The 17,263-nt window shown below is 73.6% G+C and carries 18 protein-coding genes; 10 read left to right on the top strand and 8 right to left on the bottom strand.

Annotated features, from left to right (window positions below; all coding sequences use genetic code 11):
• Genes O7603_RS11590 through O7603_RS11555 form a run of 8 tightly spaced genes read left to right on the top strand, consistent with a single transcriptional unit; the run spans window position 1 to window position 8,731 of the window.
• Window positions 1-1,326, top strand: a complete 1,326-nt coding sequence (locus tag O7603_RS11590) for an MCE family protein (RefSeq protein ID WP_281575710.1) — start codon at window positions 1-3, stop codon at window positions 1,324-1,326.
• On the top strand, window positions 1,323-2,357 hold the full coding sequence (locus O7603_RS11585) for an MCE family protein (RefSeq protein ID WP_281575709.1): 1,035 nt from the start codon (window positions 1,323-1,325) through the stop codon (window positions 2,355-2,357). The genes O7603_RS11590 and O7603_RS11585 overlap by 4 nt, the downstream gene beginning before the upstream one ends.
• Entirely contained in the window at window positions 2,354-3,334 is a 981-nt protein-coding gene (locus O7603_RS11580; RefSeq protein WP_281575708.1) for an MCE family protein, read from the top strand. The genes O7603_RS11585 and O7603_RS11580 overlap by 4 nt, the downstream gene beginning before the upstream one ends.
• Window positions 3,334-4,584, top strand: coding sequence for an MCE family protein (locus O7603_RS11575; protein ID WP_281575707.1), 1,251 nt, complete (start codon window positions 3,334-3,336; stop codon window positions 4,582-4,584). Before O7603_RS11580 ends, O7603_RS11575 begins: the two co-directional genes overlap by 1 nt.
• Window positions 4,585-4,634: 50 nt before the next feature.
• Entirely contained in the window at window positions 4,635-6,110 is a 1,476-nt protein-coding gene (locus O7603_RS11570; protein WP_281575706.1) for an MCE family protein, read from the top strand.
• Entirely contained in the window at window positions 6,107-7,354 is a 1,248-nt protein-coding gene (locus O7603_RS11565; protein ID WP_281575705.1) for an MlaD family protein, read from the top strand. The genes O7603_RS11570 and O7603_RS11565 overlap by 4 nt, the downstream gene beginning before the upstream one ends.
• 26 nt (window positions 7,355-7,380) lie before the next feature.
• Window positions 7,381-8,187 (top strand): hypothetical protein, encoded by an 807-nt coding sequence (locus O7603_RS11560; protein ID WP_281575704.1) that lies wholly within the window; start codon window positions 7,381-7,383, stop codon window positions 8,185-8,187.
• Between the two features lie 16 nt (window positions 8,188-8,203).
• On the top strand, window positions 8,204-8,731 hold the full coding sequence (locus tag O7603_RS11555) for a hypothetical protein (protein WP_281575703.1): 528 nt from the start codon (window positions 8,204-8,206) through the stop codon (window positions 8,729-8,731).
• A 72-nt stretch (window positions 8,732-8,803) separates the two neighbouring features.
• Here O7603_RS11555 and O7603_RS11550 read toward each other — a convergent pair whose 3' ends face one another.
• The 3 genes from O7603_RS11550 to O7603_RS11540 form a co-directional block, all read right to left on the bottom strand.
• Complete coding sequence (locus tag O7603_RS11550; protein WP_281575702.1) at window positions 8,804-9,205, bottom strand: DUF2267 domain-containing protein; 402 nt, start codon at window positions 9,203-9,205, stop codon at window positions 8,804-8,806.
• Window positions 9,206-9,319: 114 nt separating this feature from the next.
• A complete protein-coding gene (locus O7603_RS11545) occupies window positions 9,320-10,549 on the bottom strand; it encodes a GAF domain-containing SpoIIE family protein phosphatase (RefSeq protein WP_281575701.1) in 1,230 nt (409 codons plus the stop codon).
• An 88-nt stretch (window positions 10,550-10,637) separates the two neighbouring features.
• Window positions 10,638-10,958, bottom strand: coding sequence for an STAS domain-containing protein (locus O7603_RS11540; RefSeq protein WP_281575700.1), 321 nt, complete (start codon window positions 10,956-10,958; stop codon window positions 10,638-10,640).
• Between the two features lie 130 nt (window positions 10,959-11,088).
• Here O7603_RS11540 and O7603_RS11535 point away from each other — a divergent pair, with 130 nt between their 5' ends.
• On the top strand, window positions 11,089-11,526 hold the full coding sequence (locus tag O7603_RS11535; protein ID WP_281575699.1) for an ATP-binding protein: 438 nt from the start codon (window positions 11,089-11,091) through the stop codon (window positions 11,524-11,526).
• Between the two features lie 325 nt (window positions 11,527-11,851).
• Here O7603_RS11535 and O7603_RS11530 read toward each other — a convergent pair whose 3' ends face one another.
• The 3 genes from O7603_RS11530 to O7603_RS11520 form a co-directional block, all read right to left on the bottom strand.
• Window positions 11,852-12,055, bottom strand: a complete 204-nt coding sequence (locus tag O7603_RS11530) for a hypothetical protein (RefSeq protein WP_281575698.1) — start codon at window positions 12,053-12,055, stop codon at window positions 11,852-11,854.
• 348 nt (window positions 12,056-12,403) lie between these two features.
• Complete coding sequence (locus O7603_RS11525) at window positions 12,404-13,999, bottom strand: MDR family MFS transporter (RefSeq protein WP_281575697.1); 1,596 nt, start codon at window positions 13,997-13,999, stop codon at window positions 12,404-12,406.
• A gap of 8 nt (window positions 14,000-14,007) precedes the next feature.
• Complete coding sequence (locus tag O7603_RS11520; protein WP_281575696.1) at window positions 14,008-14,643, bottom strand: TetR family transcriptional regulator; 636 nt, start codon at window positions 14,641-14,643, stop codon at window positions 14,008-14,010.
• A 141-nt stretch (window positions 14,644-14,784) separates the two neighbouring features.
• On the opposite strand from O7603_RS11520, the gene O7603_RS11515 reads away from it, so the two are divergent.
• Window positions 14,785-15,426, top strand: a complete 642-nt coding sequence (locus tag O7603_RS11515) for a TMEM175 family protein (RefSeq protein ID WP_281575695.1) — start codon at window positions 14,785-14,787, stop codon at window positions 15,424-15,426.
• A 21-nt stretch (window positions 15,427-15,447) separates the two neighbouring features.
• Here the strand turns inward: O7603_RS11515 and O7603_RS11510 are convergent, their stop codons facing one another.
• Window positions 15,448-16,770: a low temperature requirement protein A gene (locus O7603_RS11510; protein ID WP_281575694.1), complete on the bottom strand. Its 1,323-nt coding sequence runs from the start codon at window positions 16,768-16,770 to the stop codon at window positions 15,448-15,450.
• Window positions 16,771-16,900: 130 nt separating this feature from the next.
• Entirely contained in the window at window positions 16,901-17,068 is a 168-nt protein-coding gene (locus O7603_RS11505) for a hypothetical protein (RefSeq protein ID WP_281575693.1), read from the bottom strand.
• Window positions 17,069-17,263 lie beyond the last annotated feature (195 nt).

The following is a 17,263-nucleotide window of genomic DNA, read 5'->3' as shown; positions in this document are numbered from 1 at the left end:
ATGAGACATCGCATCCTCGGCATCGCCTTCATCGCCGTACTGACCGCGGCGCTGACCGCTTCGGTGCTGCACTACCGCAAGGCGTTCACCCCGGTCGCCTGGGTCACCCTGCACGCCGACCGCGCCGGCCTCCAACTCACCGAGGGCGCCGACGTCAAGGTACGCGGCGTGCTGGTCGGCGAGGTGCGTTCGGTGCGCAGCGGCGGCGACGGCGCCGTGCTCCGGCTGGCCCTCGACCCGGACCGCACCGGCCGGATCCCCGCCGACGTGACCGCCCGCCTGCTGCCCAAGACGCTCTTCGGCGAGCGCTACGTCGAGCTGGTCCCGCCGGTCGCCGGCGGCGCCGGGTCGATCCGCGACGGCGCCGTCATCGGCCAGGACCGCAGCACCACCGCGGTGGAGCTGGAGCGGGTGCTCGACGAGGCGCTGCCGCTGTTGCAGTCGATCCGCCCCGACCAGCTCGCCGCGACGCTGGGCGCGCTCGCCACCGCCCTCGACGGACGGGGCGAGCAACTCGGGGCGAACGTCGAGCGGCTGGGCGCGTACCTGAGCCAGCTCAACCCGGCCCTGCCCACCATCACCGAGGACGTCCGGAAGCTCGCCACCGTGCTGGACAGCTACGACGCGGCCCTGCCCGACCTGCTGGCCCTCCTGCGCGACGTGACGGTCACCGCGCGCACCGTCGCCGACCAGCGGACCCAGCTCGCCGCGTTCCTCGCCGACACCACCGGCACCGCCGAGGCGACCGAGGGCTTCCTCGACCGGCACGGCGACCAGCTTATCCGACTCGGGGCGGTCAGCCGGCCGGTGCTGGAACTGCTCGCCACGTACGCCCCGGAGTACCCGTGCCTCATGGACGGCCTGGTCACCCTGCAACCACGGGTCGAGGAGGTCTTCGCCGGCGGGCGGATGCACATCACCCTGGAGGTGACCAAAGACGGCGGGCCGTACGAGCCGGGCCGGGACGAGCCGGTGTACGGCGCGCGCAACGGCCCGCAGTGCTACGGCCTGCCGCATCCGAAGGTGCCGGCGCCCGAGCACCCGGTCAACGACGGCTACGACTACTCCGGCGAGCGCCCCCGCCCGCTGCTGCCGGTCGGCGTGCCGGCGGCGGCCGGGAAGCAACCCCCGGCCCCGGCCCGGGTGGCGGTGCCCACCGGCGACGGCGTCCCCGCCGAGATGGGCCGGGCCGCCACCGGTGAGGAGCGATCCCTGGTCAAACCGCTCATCGGCGCGCTCACCGGCACCCTGCCGGCGGAGGTGCCGGACATCGCGGTCCTGCTCTGGGGTCCGCTGCTGCGCGGCGGGGTGGTGACCGAGCGATGACCGGGAAGACGCTCGCCCCGCTGGTCAAGCTGCTGCTCTTCGCCGCGGTGACGATGCTGCTCACCGCGCTGCTCGCCCAGACCCTCGGCGCCTTTCCGCCCGGCGGGGTCACCTACCGGGCCCGGTTCACCGACGTGACCGGGCTGCTCCCCGGCGACGACGTCCGGGTCGCCGGCGTCCGCGTCGGCAAGGTCGGCGACATCCGGGTGGTCGACGACACCGTCGCCGAGGTGGCCTTCACGGTCACCACCGACCTGCCGGTGGCCACCAGCGTGCGCGCCAAGATCCGATACCGGAACCTGGTCGGCCAGCGGTACCTGGCGCTGACCGAGGGGCCGGGGGACGGCCGCCCGCTGCGGCGGGACGGGCTGATCCCGCTCGCCCAGACCACCCCGGCGCTGGACCTCACCACGCTGTTCAACGGCTTCCGGCCCCTGTTCACCGCGCTGAGCCCCGACGACGTCAACAAGCTCGCCTACGAGATCATCCAGGTGTTCCAGGGCGAGGGCGGCACGGTCACCAGCCTGCTGCAACGCACCGCCTCGCTGACCAACACGCTGGCCGACCGGGACGCCGTGATCGGCCGGGTGGTCACCAACCTCAACCAGGTCCTCGCCACGCTGGCCGGCCGGGACGCCGAGCTCGACCAGACGATCGCCCAGGTGCAGCAGTTCGTCTCCGGCCTCGCCGCGGACCGCACCGCGATCGGCGACGCGCTGGCCAACCTCGGCGGACTCACCGACGTGACCGCCGGACTGCTGCACGACGCTCGGCCGCCGCTCGCCGCCGACGTCCGCGCGCTGGGTGACCTCGCCGGCACCCTCGACCGGAACGCTGCCGTCATCGACGGCACCCTCGGCCGGCTGCCGGAGCGGTACGAGTCGCTGACCCGCGTCGCCTCCTACGGCTCCTGGTTCAACTTCTACCTCTGCGACTTCGACGGCCGGGTCGCGGTCGCCGGCCACGCCCCGCTCAACCCGGCGACCCTCAGCGCCCCGGCCGCCCGCTGCGCCACCGGAGGAAGCCAGTGAAACCCTTCCGCGAACGCAACCCGGTCGTCGTCGGCGCGGTCGGGCTGGCCGTGATCGCGGCGACCCTGCTCGGCTCCTTCCAGCTCGACCGGCTGGCCGCCCTCACCGGCCGGTCGTACGAGGCGGCCTTCTCCGACGCCAGCGGCCTCGCCACCGGCAACGAGGTCCGGGTGGCCGGGGTCCGGGTCGGCGCGGTGACCGCGGTCGAGCTGGCCCGCGGCGCGCAGCCGTACGTGCGGGTGCGGTTCCGGGTCGACGACGACGGCGTACGGCTCGGCCGGGAGACCGGCGCCACGATCCGGATCAAGACGGTGCTCGGCCAGAAGTACCTCGCGCTGGCCCCGGCCGGCCCGGACCGGCTGCCCGAGGGGGCGCAGATCCCGCTGGACCGCACCGCCACGCCGTTCGACGTGGTGCAGGCCGTCACCGGGCTGGCCGACACCGTCGACCGGGTCGACACCGACCAGCTCGCCGCCGCGTTCCGCACCCTCTCCGAGACGTTCGCCGACACCCCCGGCAGCGTCAACTCCTCGCTGGTCGGGCTCTCCCGGCTGTCCCGCACCGTCGCGGAGCGGGACGCCGAGCTGCGGGAGCTGCTCGGCCGGGCCCGTCAGGTGACGGACGTGCTGGCCACCCGGGACGAGGAGTTCCGCAAGCTGGTCGCCGACGGCGAGGCGCTGCTGGCCGAGGTCAGTCGTCGCCGGGACGCCATCCACCGGCTGCTGGTGGGCACCGACGAGCTGGCCACCGAGCTGTCCGGACTGGTCGCCGACAACCGCGCACAGCTGGAACCGGCGCTGCGCAAGCTGCGGGACGTGGTCGCCGTCCTGCAACGCAACCGCGACGAGCTGGCGCAGACCATCCAGCGGATGGCGCCGTTCGTGACCGCCTTCGCCAACGTGGTCGGCAACGGCCGCTGGTTCGACTCGTACGTCAGCGGGCTGCTCCAGCCCTACGTGCCGACGGGAGGACGCTGATGGCCGGCCCGATCCGACGCTGGCGCCGCCCGCTCGCCGCCGCCACCGTGCTGCTGACCGCGCTCGCCGCCGGCCTCGTGGTGTGGCGCCACGATCCGGCCCAGCGGCGGGTGGTCGCCTACTTCACCCGGGCGGTCGGGGTCTATCCCGGCTCCGACGTCCGCGTGCTCGGCGTGCGGGTCGGCGAGGTCGAGTCGGTCACCCCGCAGGGTCGCGTGGTCCGGGTGGGCATGCGCTACGACCCGGAGCTGGAGATCCCCGCCGACGCCCAGGCGCTGATCGTCCCGCCCAGCGTGGTCAGCGACCGGTACGTGCAGCTCACCCCCGCGTTCACCGGCGGCGCCGCGCTGCCGGACGGCGCCGAGATCCCGGTGGGCCGCACCGCCGCGCCCATGGAGATCGACGACATCTACCAGGCGCTGGACGACTTCAACCGGGCGCTCGGCCCGCAGGGCGCCAACGCCGACGGCGCGCTCTCCGACCTGCTGGCGACCGGGCGGGCCAACCTGGCCGGCAACGGCGACGACCTGCACGCGACCCTGGACGGCCTGTCCCGGGCGCTCGACACGCTCGCCGACGGCCGGCAGGACCTGTTCGGCTCGGTGGCGAACCTGCAACGGTTCACCACCGCGCTCGCCCGCAGCGACCAGCAGGTGCGAGGCTTCCAGCAGCAGCTGGCCGACGTCGCCGAGCAGCTCGCCGGGGAGCGGGACGAGCTGGCGGCCGCCCTGCGCAACCTCGCCGCGGCGCTGGCCGACGTCACCGCCTTCGTGCGGAGCAACCGCGACGAGCTGACCGGCAACGTCGCCGCGCTCGCCGACGTGACCGGCGTGCTCGTCCGCCAGCAGAAGGCCGTCATCGACATCCTCGACGTGGCGCCGCTGACGGTGAACAACCTCGCGCTGGCCTACAACCCCCGCTCGGGCACCCTCGACACGCGGGACAACGTGATGGGCCCGTACGACCCGGCCGGCTTCGTCTGCTCGCTGATCGTGGATCAGCTCCCCCGGGCCCAGGTGCCCGAGACCTGCCTGGCCCTCGCCCAGACGCTGCAGGCCCGCAAGCTGCCGATGACCGACCAGCTCCGCAAGCTCCTCAAGCTGCCGCCCGGCGCCCCGGCGACCGGCCCGACCCCACCGGCACCCCCTCCGGTCAGCTCCGCCGGTGGACCGGGCTCGGACGGGGCGCCGGGCGGCCCCGGCATCACCCGTGACCTGACCCTCGGCGGCATCCTGCGAGGTGTGCTGTGAGCGCGTGGAGTGAGCTGGCGAGCCCCGCAGTCGCGAACGGAGGTGGCTCGGTGAAGGTGCGAGAGCTTGCGAGCCGCGCGGGCGGGTGCGGGGGACGGGCTCCGGCCGGCGCGCGGGTGCGGCGCGCGCTGGCCGGAGCGGTCGCCGTGCTGCTGCTCACCACCGGCTGCGGCCTGCCCGAGCTGGCCGACCTGCCACTGCCGGGCGGCGCCCCCGCCGGCGACGGGTACACGGTCACCGCCGAGTTCACCGACGTGCTCGACCTGGTGCCGCAGGCCGCCGTCAAGGTCGACGACGTGACGGTGGGCAGCGTGGAGAAGATCTCGCTGGCCGGTTGGACCGCCCGGGTCCGGCTCCGCGTCGACCGCGGGGTGCGGCTGCCGGCGAACGCCACCGCCGCCGTCCGGCAGAGCAGCCTGTTGGGCGAGAAGTACGTGACGGTGGCGGCGCCCCCCACCGGGGCCGCCAGCGAGCGGCTCGCCGACGGTGACGTCATCCCGCTGTCGCGGACCCGGCGGGGCGCCGAGGTCGAGGAGGTGCTCGCCGCGCTCGGCCTGCTGCTCAACGGCGGCGGGCTGGCCCAGCTGCGGACCATCACCACCGAGCTGGGCCAGGCGTTCGACGGGCGGGAACCGGCCGTCCGCGACGCGCTGCACCAGCTCGACACGTTCGTCGGCGGGCTGGAGCGGCAGAAGGCCGACCTGGTGCGGGCCATCGAGGCGCTCGACCGGCTGACCGACCGGCTCAGCCGGCAGCGCGAGGTCGTCGGCGAGGCGCTCGACTCCCTCGCCCCGGGCCTGACCGTGCTGGCCGATCAGCGTACCCAGCTCACCGACGCGCTGACCGCTCTCGGCGAGCTGGGCAAGGTCGGCAGCCGGGTGGTCACCCGCAGCCGGGACGACACCCTGGCCAGCGTACGGGCGCTGCAACCGATCCTGGAGCAGTTGGCCCGGGCCGGCGACAACCTGCCGAAGTCGCTGGACTTCATGCTGTCCTTCCCGTTCCCACCGAACGCCGACGGTGCGATCGTCGGTGACTTCGTCAACCTCGCCATCACCGCCGACCTGGACGCGGCCAACATCCTGGCCAACCTGGTCGTCGCCGCGCCCGAGCCGGCCCGGTCGACGGCCCGACCGTCCGCTCCCGGATCGACACCGCCCTCGTCCGCCGGTGGCACCACCCCGCGTCCCCGGCCGGGAACCGGCAGCGGCGGCCGCCCGAAGCCGGAGCTGCCGCCGCTGATCGAGTGCCTGCCCGACCTCAAGGACTTCCCGACGACCTGGACCCCGCCCACCGAATGCCTGCTGCCCGAGGGCTGCAAGCTGCTCAAGCCCGGCTCGGTGGTGCCGCTCGGCGCGCTGATCCTGCCCAAGGGCCTGGTGCCGACCGGCACCGCCTTCCCGGCCGGGACGAAGCTGCTGCCCGGCACGGTGCTCACCGCGGAGTGCGTACTGCCGGTGACCGGTGCGGTGACCGGGCTGATCGGCGACCTGGGCGACGTGCTCGGGGGAGGGGTGCTGGGATGATCGGACGAATCGCGAAACTTCAGGTGCTCGCCTTCGTCCTGGTGAGCCTGCTCGGCATCGGGTATGTGGGGGTCCGCTACGTCGGGCTCGGCGACCGGCTGCTCGGCGGCGGGTATCTCGTCCACCTGGATCTCACCCGCGCCGGCGGCATCTTCCCCAACGCGCCGGTCACCTACCGGGGCGTGCCGGTGGGCCGGGTCACCGCCGTGGAGCTGCGCGACGGCGGCGCTCGGGCAGAGCTGCGGATCGGCCGGGGTGTGCGGGTGCCCGCCGCGCTGCGGGCCGTGGTGACCCAGCGTTCGGCCGTCGGCGAGCAGTACGTGGACCTGCGGCCGGAGCGCGACGGCGCGCCCTACCTGGTCGACGGCTCGGTGATTCCGGCGGACCGCACCGGCGTGCCGCTCGCCCCGGAGGCGCTGCTGACCAATCTGGACGCGCTGGTCCGGTCGGTGGATCCGGCCGACCTCACCGTGCTGATCACCGAGCTGGGCGCCGCGTTCGAGGGCAACGAGCAGGCGCTGGCCCGGATCCTCGACGCCGGTGACGCCCTGCTGGCCGACGCCGGGGCGCGGCTGCCCGAGACGCTGGCGCTGATCCGCGACGGGCGTACCGTGCTGACCACGCAGGCCGAGTCGGCCGAGGCGCTGCGCCGCTGGTCGGCGGGGCTGGCGGCGTTGGCGGCCACGGTCCGTGCCGCCGATCCGGACCTGCGCCGGCTGCTCGCCGACGGCCCGCCGGCCGGCGCCGAACTGCGGGCGCTGCTGCGCGGCCTGGAGCCGACCGTCGGCACCCTGCTGGGCAACCTGGTGACCGTCAACGGGATCGCCGCCCGCCGGCTGCCCGGGATCGAGCAACTGCTGGTGACCTACCCGATCGCGGTGGCCGGGGGGTTCACCGTCACCCCCGGCGACGGCACCGCCCACCTCGGCCTGGTGCTCAACGTGAGCGATCCGCCGTCCTGCGTGTACTCCGGCGGCAGCACGCGGTGCGACGCGGGGGAACGGGCGGCCGGCGGGAGCGTCCGGGGCGCCGGCAACGCGCCGCGACCGGGCGGCCGTGAGCCCGCACCGGCACCCCCGGCCGCCGGTTCCGGACCGACCGCCCCGGGCGGGTACGACCCGGCGACCGGCCTGGTGCTCGGCTCGGACGGCCGGCCGTTGCAGTTCGGCGGCACCGGCGGGCAGTACCGGACCGCGGGGGACCAGTCGTGGAAGCAGCTGTTGCTCGCCGGGGTGACTCCGTGACCGGCGCAGGAGAGGGAGGTGGCGGTGTGCCGACCCGCAGGGAGCGCACGCTCAGAGTGATCAAGGGAGCCAAGGCGGGCGCGCCCGGGCGGCCGGTGCAGCGCCGGCTGGTCACCCGTCCCGTACTCGCTCCGGCCACGAGGATCGAAGAGGTGCTGGAGCGGCTCGACGAGGAGCCGGTGGAGGACCCGACGGAGGTCGGCGACCTGACCGTGGTCGGTGATCCGGCGGAGGTGGAGGACCTGCCGTCTCCCGCCGAGGAGCCGCCGGTCACGGACCGCGCGAAGACCGCCGGGCCGGCGGCGGACCGTCCCGCCGAGGAGCCGGCCGGACAGGCGGCCGGGCCGGGCCGGCGACGCGCCCTGGTCGCCCTGCTCGTGGTGCTGCTGGCCGCCGCCCTCGCCGGCGCCGGGGTGTACGGGCACCGCTGGTACGTCGACCGGGCCACCGAGCAGGCCCGGCAGGGCGCGTTGGCCGCCGCCAAGCAGGCCAGCGTCAACTTCGTCTCGGTCAGCGCGGCCAGTGTGGACCGTGACCTCCAGCGGATCACCGCGGGTGCCACCGGCGACTTCAAGGACGAGTTCACCCGCGGGCAGGCGCAGGTCCGCACCGCCGTGGTGGAGAACAAGGTGGACTCGCAGGGCACCGTGCTGCGCGCCGGGCTGGTCTCCGGTGACCGCCACCGGGCGGTGGTGCTGGTGGCCGTCGACGCCACCGTCAAGAACGTGAAGGCGCCCGACGGCCGCCCGTCGCACTACCGGATCCAGCTGGACCTGGTGCGCGACCGGGACTCCGGCGCCTGGCTCGTGACGAAGCTCCAGTTCGTCGGCTGACCGGAGGAGGTCGTTGATGCGTACCCCGACGTTTTCCCGGCGTGACCGCGCCCCGCGTCCCGGGCGGCGGCGCCGGATCCCGCTGCTGCCCGCGCTCGCCGTCGCGACGGTGCTCGCGGCCGCCGTCACCGCCCTCGGCTGGTACGGCGACCGCGTCGCCGGCCAGCGCGACGCCGCCGTGCGAGAGGCGCTCGCCACCGCTCCGGCCGCCGCCAAGGCGATCTTCTCGTACGACTACCGGACGTTCGACGACAGCGTCGCGAACGGGCGTACCTTCGCCACCGGCGGCTTCGCCGAGGAGTACGCCAAGACGACCGCGACGTTGAAGGAGACGGCCGGCAAGCAGCAGGCCGTGGTTTTGGCCGAGGTCTCCGCGACCGGTGTGGTCAGCGCCGAGGCCGACCGGGTGGAGCTGCTCGTCTACCTCAACCAGTACCGGCGCAACGTGAGCACGGCGGGGGAGAAGGTCGACCAGAACCGGGTGGTGCTGACCCTGGTGCCGGTCGACGGCGAGTGGAAGGTTTCCCAGGCCACGGCCATCTGAACGGCGCGGGCGGACCGGGACCGGGCACCGGGCCGGCCGTCGGCCGCCGGCTGCGACGTGACCTGCGGCCGGTCAGTCCCCGCGAGGCCCGTCGTACCGGCCCGCCGAGTCGGTGAGCTGCCAGAACTCCGCCGGCAGTTGGGTGACGATGTCGTCGTACGCGCCCGGCGGGAGTGCCTCCCGAAGGGTGTCGAACACGGCGCGGACCCCGTCCCGGGCCTGCGAGCTGTCGACCTCCGCCCGCCCGCTCACCTGGTTGATGAACGAGGTGAAGCTGAACCGGCCGGTCTCGCCGGGCGGTCCGGACGCGTACCCCCGCAACTCGTCGGGGAGTTGGGCGGCGAGGTCCTTCGCCTCGCCGCTCTCGATCCGCTCGGCGAGCGTGGTGAGCGTGGCGCGCGCGATGGCGGTCGCCTGCTCGGGCGAGGTGCGCAGGCGCTTCGCCACCGAGCCGATGAACTCGCTGTTGTCCACCTTCGCGGCCTTTCTCTCCGACGGATAGCGGCGTCTACCCGCCTGCCGCCCCGGCAAACGATCGGCGCGGCCGGTCGGCGGCGATCCGGACAGACGGCCCCGAAGGACGACCGGTCACTCCGCCGGCGGGTGGCCCGTGCGGCGTACGGCCAGCACCGCCACGTCGTCGGTGGCGGCCGCGTCGGTGAGCATCGCGGCCATCGCGGTGCTGCACATCATGTCCGCCGACGCGCAGGTCAGCGCCGCGCGGAGGAGGTCGACGCCCTCGTCGAGGGGGCGATTCCGCCGCTCGACGAGCCCGTCGGTGTAGAGGAAGAGGCAGTTGTCGGGGGCGAGGGACGCGCGGGTGCTGCGCCGGCCGGTGCCACGGTAGGCGCCCAAGGGGAGGTCCGGGGTGACCGTGATCAGCCGGCTCGGTTCGCCCGGAGCCGCGACGATCGGGGGCAGGTGGCCGGCGCTGGAGAGGGTGAGGCTGCGGTGGCTCGGGTCCAGCACGGCGTAGAGCGCGGTGGCCATCACGTCCGGTTCGAAGAGCTGCACCTTGCGGTCGAGGCGGCTGAGCACGTCGGCCGGGTCCGCGGTCTCCAGCGCGTACGCCCGCAGCGCGCTGCGGATGCGTCCCATGACCACCGCGGCCCGCAGCCCGTTGCCGGCGACGTCGCCGATGGCGATGCCGACGTGCCCCGACGGCAGCGGGAAGAGGTCGTACCAGTCGCCGCCGACGCCGACCTCCGTGCCCGGGACGTAGCGGGCGGCGACGTCCAGCCCGGGCACCGCCTGCGGCCGGGCCGGAAGCAGGCTGCGTTGCAGGGCCACCGCGGCGGCGCGGTCGAGCCGCGACAGCCGCGCCCGGGTGGCCAGGCTGGCCCGGTCGGCGACCAGTCGGAGCAGTTCGACGTCGTCGGTGGTGAACCGGCGCGGGGTCAGCGTCCCGACGTGCAGCACCCCGATGACCTGGGATCCGTCGAGCATCGGCACGCCGAGGACGGAGGCCACGCCGTGGGTCAGCAGGATCGGGTTGATGACGTTCGTGTGATCCACGTGCTCGATCATGACCGGCTCGCCCCGGGCGGCGACGGAGCCGGCGAAACCGCGGCCGACGGGCAGCCGCACGCCCTGCCGAACCTCCTGCTCGAGCCCACTCGCCGCGGTGGCCACCAGTTCGGTGCCGTTGCCGTCGAGGAGCAGGATCGCGGCCGTGTCGGCCCGCAGCAGGTCGCGGGTCCGCTCCAGGAGCTCGTCGAGCAGATCCTCCAGGCCGAGGTGGGACAGTGCGGCGTCTGTCACGGTCTGTAGCCGACGGAGCTTCTCCTCGCTGCCGGCTCGTGAGACCTCGCCGCTCATCACCATCGCATCCTCGACCGCCGGGAGGGGCCCGGGCCGACGCCGACGGCCACCCGGCCGGACGGGGCCCGCATCCGCCGCAACGCGACTACCCGCCGGCGGGCGGGGTGGAGAGATGCTCCCACACCCCGGTCATCCGGAGGAGTTGACGGACCATACCCTGGGCGCCCGCGACACGGTAGGACTTGCCGTGCTGGTCGGCGAGTCGCCGGCCTTTGAGCAGGACGTTGATCCCGGCGGAGTCCAGGAACGTCACCCCGCCGAGATCGACGAGGATCGCGGTGGCGTCGCTGCCGACGGCTGCCGCGATCTCCCGCTCCAGGTCGTCGGCGGTGGGAAGGTCGACCTCCCCCTGCGCGCTGACGGTGACGGCGTCGGCCACCCGGCGGCTGGACAGCGACAGTGCCATGCGAACTCCTCCTCTCACGTCCCGGGACCCGACGGACCTGCTGACTTTATAGTGAGGCACCGGCTGTCGCGGCGTGTCGGGCGCCGACGGGCGGTGGCGGCTAGGCTCCGGCGGTGAGGACGTTGTGGATGTGACTTCAGCCGACCAGCCGGAGACACATCCGGCTGCGGCGACGGTGCGCGGTGTCACGGCGCCCGAGGTCGCCGCGGTCCGGCACCGGGTGACCGACGCGGCCCTCAGCGCCGGCCTGGCGCCCGACCACGCCGAACAGTTCACCATCGCGGTGAACGAGGCCGTGATCAACGCGATCCAGCACGGCGGAGGCAGCGCCGACGTGACGGTCACGTCCGGGCCGGACCGGGTCGTGGTCGCGGTCCACGACCAGGGCGGTGGCATCCCCGATCACGTCTCGCCCCAGCTGCCGTCCCCGGAGACGTTGGGCGGGCGCGGGCTCTGGCTGGTGCAGCAGCTCTGCGACGACGTCACCTTCCACACCTCCGCTACCGGTACCGTCGTCACCTTGAGCGCCGCAGCCACTCCGGGCGTGACATCCGATCCACGTGGGTGACGTGGCGCCGCCGGAGGCGGCACGGTAGGCAACGGTGACGACGCAGCTTCGACCAGTCCTCGTCGACGTCGGGCTGTTCCACCGCCCGGGCGGTGAAGTCGCGTTGGCCGGTGCGGCGGGCCCGATCTCCACGGGTATCCAACTCTCGACCGCTCGTAGGGGCGGCGTCCCTGGTCGCGGCGTGGACCGCCGAAGGACAGATCGTCGGTGACGACCTCGACTGCCGTGCGGGCGGATGTCGGGCGCGGACGGATGTCCGGCGGCGGCGCCGGAGGCGGCGGGCGGGTGGAAGGCCCGGACGGGCCGTGCCGTCCGGGCCGACGGTTCAGCGGATCGAGGCGTCCAGCCGGTCCAGGGCGGTGAAGGTGACCAGCCCGAGGAGGACCTGGCTGGTCAGCTCGGGATCGTGGTGAGCGGCCAGTCCGACCGCGACCGCCACGCTGAGCAGGGACAGCTTGCGGACGGGGATCGCGCGGCCGGGCGTGCGAGACGGCGGTGCCGGTGGTGTGGCGGACCAGAGAATCTGCACGACGACGGCTCCTTTCGACGAAGGCGGGGAGTGGAGGGTCGGTGGCGTCCCCCGACCCGTCGCCGTGGGCTTGGGCGTCACGCCCGGGTCCCTCTGCCCGAACAGCGGCTGCCTTGAGCCTAGGTCGGCGCAGTTGGTCGCCAGGACCGCCTCGATCCCATCCGGCGGACTTGCCGGCCCCGACGGAGCCGGCTCTTCGCCGAGCGTTATGACTCAGAGGCACATTTATGACTCTGAGTCATAGCGCCCGCGGCGACGAGCGCGGTGGCGCGCGGCGTCCGGCGCGGAGACGACGAAGGGGTCCCGCAGCGCGGTGCCGGCGCTGCGGGACCCCGTCGGAGCGGGTCGTCAGTGGGCGACGCCGGCGGCCTGCGCCGCGGCCTCCTCCTGGGCCCGCCGTTCGTCGCCGCTGAGCGTGTGCAGCGGCTTCTCCTTGATGAACACGACCACGATCATCGCGAGCAGGGCCAGCGGTGCGCCGACCAGGAACAGTTCGGCGGTGGCGCTGCCGTAGATGTCCTGCACGATGCGCAGCACCGGCTCGGGCAGCGTGGACAGGTCCGGGACCTCGGCGGACGTGCCGCCGCCGGCCGCCGCCGGGCCGAGCTTCTCGATCGTCAGGTGGGTGACCCGGTTGGCCAGGACGGCGCCCAGCGCGCTGACGCCGATCGCGCCGCCCATGCTGCGGAAGAACGTCAGCGCCGAGGTGGTCGCGCCGAGCTCGTGGGCCGGCACGTCGTTCTGCGCGGCGAGCACCAGGTTCTGCATGAGCATGCCGACGCCGATGCCGAGCACGGCCATGTAGACCGACAGGAGGACAACGCTGGTGCCGGCGCCGATGGTGCCGAGCAGGACCATGCCGACCGTCATGATCGCGCCGCCGGCGACCAGGAACATCTTCCAGCGGCCGTACTTCGTGATGAGCTGCCCGGCGACCGTCGACGACACGAGCAACCCGAAGATCATCGGCAGGCTCATCAGACCGGCCACGGTCGGCGACTTGCCGAGGGAGATCTGGAAGTACTGCGACAGGAAGACGGTGCCGCCGAACATCGCCACGCCGACCAGGACGCTGGCGACGGTCGCCAGCGACACCGTCCGGTTGCGGAAGATGTCCAGCGGGATGATCGGCTCGGCGGCCCGGGACTCGACGAACACCGCCACCGCCAGCAACGCGACGCCGCCGGCGACCATCAGGGCGGTCCAGCCGGACGCCCAGGCGAACTTGCTGCCGGCCAGCGAGGACCAGACCAGCAGCACGGAGACGCCGGTCGTGATCAGAGCGGCGCCGAGCCAGTCGATCCGGACCTCGCGGCGGACGACGGGCAGGTGCAGCGTCCGCTGGAGCAGGACGATCGACAGGATCGAGAACGGGACGCCGATCAGGAAGCACCAGCGCCAGCCGAGCCAGGAGGTGTCGACCAGGACCCCGCCGATGAGTGGCCCGGCGATCGTGCCGACGCCGAAGACGGCGCCGAAGATGCCGGCGTACCGGCCGAGCTCGCGCGGCGGGATCATGGCGGCCATGACGATGGTGGCGAGGGCGGTCATACCGCCGGCCCCGACACCCTGCACGATCCGGCTGAGCAGCAGCACCTCGACGTTCGGGGTGAAACCGGCGATGAGCGAGCCGGCCACGAACAGCGCCAGGGACGACTGGATGAGCAACTTCTTGCTGTAGAGGTCGGCCATCTTGCCCCACAGCGGCACGGTCGCCGTCATGGCCAGCAGTTCGGTGGTGACGATCCAGGTGTAGACGGTCTGGCTGCCGTTCAGGTCGGCGATGATGCGCGGCAGCGCGTTCGCCACGACGGTGGAGGCGAGGATCGACACGAACATGCCGACCATGAGGCCGGAGAGGGCCTGCAGGACCTCCCGGCGGGACATGCGGGCCGGGCCGGCCTCGGCGGCGGCGGCGTCGGCGGGCACGGTGGGTGCGGACATCGGTTTCCTTAACTCGTCGTGCGGGTGCGATCGGGATCCGGCAGGCCGGCGGCGAGCGTGTCGAAGGCCTCGTCGACCAGGTCGGCGAGGGACCGGGCGCCGCCGGCGGCGGCCCAGCGGAGCATGGCGGTGCGGAACGCGGCGCCGCTGACGGTGGTGAGCAGGGGCGGGAAGCCGTGGTCCGCCGGTACGCCGACCCGGGCGGCGACGACCTCGGTCATCGCGCGTTCCGTCTCGGCGCCGACCGCGGCCAGGCGCGGCAGCAGGGCGGGATTCCGCGAGATCACGACCATCCGCAGCAGCCACAGCTCGCGGTCTGCCTGCATCTCCTCGATCACCTCGCCGAGGGCCGCGCGGATCGCCGCGAGGGCGGGCACCTCCGGGGGCACCTCGGCGAAGCGCGCCACGAACCGGGCGCTGTCGAGGGCATGGTCACCGATGAGGGCGTCGTCCTTGCTGGGGAAGTAGTTGAAGAACGTGCGGGACGAGACGTCCGCGGCCGCGCTGATCTCCTCCACCGTCACGTGCTCGAGACCGCGCTCGGCGACCAGGCGCAGCGCGGCGGTGGCCAGCGCGCGGTGGGTCTGCTGCTTCTTGCGATCCCGTCGGCCGGCCGTGGCGGGAGAGGCGCTGCCGACGGTCACCGCGCCACTCTAGGAGCGATCTTGCAGGCCGTGCAAAGTTTCAGGCCCTGAAGTGAGCAGGCTAACGGCGTGGTCACCCGACGCCGGGACGGTCGTTGTCCCACCGACGTGTCGGGACCGGGGCGGGAGGCGGACGGGTCGGTGACGGACAGAGACCGAGGCGAGCGGCCGGGGCCGGAGCGGATCCGCGTCATCGGCTTCAGCGACGCCGTCTTCGCCATCTCGATCACCCTGCTCGTGCTGGAGATCAGCCCACCGGAGGACACCCGGCACCTGTTCCAGGGCCTGCTCGACCTCTGGCCGTCCTACACGGCCTATGCCGTGACCTTCCTGTTCATCGGGCAGGTCTGGGTCAACCACCATGTGATCTTCAACCACATCCGTCCCGTCGGGCGGGCGCTGCTCTTCCTGAACACCATGCTGCTGATGGCGGTGGCCTTCTTCCCCTTCGCGGCCTCCGTGCTGGCGGCGGCGTTCCGCGACGACGAGGGCGAGAGCGTGGCGGTGATCTTCTACGGCGCCGCGGTCGGCGTCGGCACGCTCCTCTTCAACCTGCTCTGGGAGTACGCGCGGTACCACCACCGGCGGTTGGGATCGACGATCGACGCGGCCGGCGCCCGGAAGCTCAGTCGACGGTTCTGGCTCGCCCCGGTGGTCACCCTGGCCGGAACCCTGGTCGGCGCCCTCGTTCCGGCGGTGGGGCTGGCGGTCTTCGCCGCGCTCGTCCCGATCTTCTGGCTGCCGATCTGGCGCGGCGACCTCCTCGTCGAGGAGCCGGAGTAGCCCAGGCACCCCCTCCATCGGTCAGCCGGCCGGCCCGCCCAGGCCGGTGTCGCCGGAGCAGGTTCCCTCCGCCTCGTCGGCGAGGGCCTGCCGAAGCCGACGCCGCTGCCCACGGCTGACCACGAACTCGACCACCGCGGTGACGACGCAGATGACCGTCAGCCACAGCAGCGCCCGGGTGGCCGAGATCCGGCCGGTGACGGGCAACATCGCGAGCAGGACCGCCGCCGCGACGAGTCGGGGCCAGACGAGCGCCCGCACCAGGCGGCTGAGCCGCCACTGGAAGGCCGCGTGCGCCACCAGGAACAGCGCGACTCCGCCGTACATCGCGTATCGGCCCAGCGGGTCGAGCGGGTCGCCCCGCCAGAAGGTGGGCGCGGCGACGACCAGCGACGGGGTGTGCTTCAGGCCGAGGGCCAGCAGGATGATCCCGGCGATCATCGGCAGGTGCAGGTAGCTGTAGCCGTCCCGGGCGAGGGCCACTCGGCGTGCCGGGCCGGCCTCGTGCAACGCGTGTTCGCCGGAGAGGGCGGAGAGGTCGAAGTAGATCCACTCCAGCGCGCCGGCGACCACGACGGCCAGCGCCGAGGTCAGGATCAGGCCGGGGGTGTTGTGCAGGTCCGCTCCCGCGATGCCGACCGCCACCAGCACCTCGCCGAGCGCCACGATGACGATCAGGTTGTGCCGTTCCGCCCAGTGCCGAGCGGAGAAGACCGCTCGCTCGGAGACCCGTACGGCCAGTCCGACGCCGTAGTCCACCGCCACCGCGACCACCCAGAGCACGACCTGGCCGACCTGCATGGTCCGTTCCCCGAGGCCGGACCGGGGGAGCAGGGCCGCCGCCAGCAGCAGGAGGGCGGAGGCCAGCATCGGCGCGACGAGCGCGATCCGGTCCCGGCCGCGCAGCGCCGGCGAGGCGTACCACCGCAGCGCCAGGTAGAGCACGCGCAACGTCACGAAGCTGGCGACGAAGAACAGCGGCGAGTACAGCCCGCCGGGCTCGTCGGTGAACGCCTCCCGGGTGTTGACCGCCAGGGTGAACATCACCGGCGTCACGGCCAGCAGCACGAACCGCGACAGCCCGTAGTTGGCCCGGACCCGGTTGCCCAGCCACGCGAAGAGCGACCAGGACCACCACATCATGGTCAGCACCAGCAGCCCGTGCAGTACGCCGAGGCCAGAGGCCTCCGTGGTCATCAGCGTGGTGACCTGGATGAACGCGAAGACGAAGACCAGGTCGAAGAAGAGTTCCGCGGTGGTGACCCGGGTCTGTTCGGTGACCGGCCGGAGTCCGCGGCGCGGTTGGACGGCGCGATCGTCCGCGCCGGGGTCAGGTGCGGTCACCGGGGGCGGACCGGTACGACACCGGGACGGTCACTGCTCCTCCTCACCCGCGGGGCGTGCTCGCCGCGGCGCCTTCCCGTCGGCCCGGCGGGCAAACCCGGCAGTGGGTGACGATCCACCCGGACGGCGCCTACGGTTCCTCCTCGGGTTCCTCGGTGACCGCCGTGTCCGGCGCGCGCGCGTCCTCGTCCGTCATGGCGTCGTCGTCCCGGTCGGTGAGCCGCTCCGGCGCGCGGCGTTCCCCCTGCTCCGGGCGGTCCCGGGCCGGCGGGCGCTGCTCGTCGGAACGCTGTTGCATCGAGGCCTCCCCGCGCGGTACGGCGCCCGGCGGCGTGCGGGCCGCTACCGGATACCCGGGCCCGGCCAGCCGACACCGCCCGTCCGGGGTCGGACGGCGGCGGACGACATCCGCGGGCGGTCCGTTGTGTGGCCGGCGCTCATATGGACTGTGATGTATGTCTCGGTACCGTCGGCGCACGCCGGCGCCACCGGC

This window comes from Micromonospora sp. WMMD812 (assembly GCF_027497215.1).
GTDB lineage: Bacteria > Actinomycetota > Actinomycetes > Mycobacteriales > Micromonosporaceae > Micromonospora.
The sequence above is the reverse complement of the archived record's forward strand: the minus strand, read 5'-3'. Positions and strand labels throughout refer to the sequence as shown.

What these genes read in the sequence shown, in the direction of transcription:
- O7603_RS11590 (WP_281575710.1), top strand. Translation starts at nt 1, where the DNA reads ATGAGACATCGCATCCTCGGCATCGCCTTCATCGCCGTACTGACCGCG.
- O7603_RS11585 (WP_281575709.1), top strand. Translation starts at nt 1,323, where the DNA reads ATGACCGGGAAGACGCTCGCCCCGCTGGTCAAGCTGCTGCTCTTCGCC.
- O7603_RS11575 (WP_281575707.1), top strand. Translation starts at nt 3,334, where the DNA reads ATGGCCGGCCCGATCCGACGCTGGCGCCGCCCGCTCGCCGCCGCCACC.
- O7603_RS11565 (WP_281575705.1), top strand. Translation starts at nt 6,107, where the DNA reads ATGATCGGACGAATCGCGAAACTTCAGGTGCTCGCCTTCGTCCTGGTG.
- O7603_RS11555 (WP_281575703.1), top strand. Translation starts at nt 8,204, where the DNA reads ATGCGTACCCCGACGTTTTCCCGGCGTGACCGCGCCCCGCGTCCCGGG.
- O7603_RS11545 (WP_281575701.1), bottom strand. Translation starts at nt 10,549, where the DNA reads ATGAGCGGCGAGGTCTCACGAGCCGGCAGCGAGGAGAAGCTCCGTCGG.
- O7603_RS11540 (WP_281575700.1), bottom strand. Translation starts at nt 10,958, where the DNA reads ATGGCACTGTCGCTGTCCAGCCGCCGGGTGGCCGACGCCGTCACCGTC.
- O7603_RS11525 (WP_281575697.1), bottom strand. Translation starts at nt 13,999, where the DNA reads ATGTCCGCACCCACCGTGCCCGCCGACGCCGCCGCCGCCGAGGCCGGC.
- O7603_RS11505 (WP_281575693.1), bottom strand. Translation starts at nt 17,068, where the DNA reads ATGCAACAGCGTTCCGACGAGCAGCGCCCGCCGGCCCGGGACCGCCCG.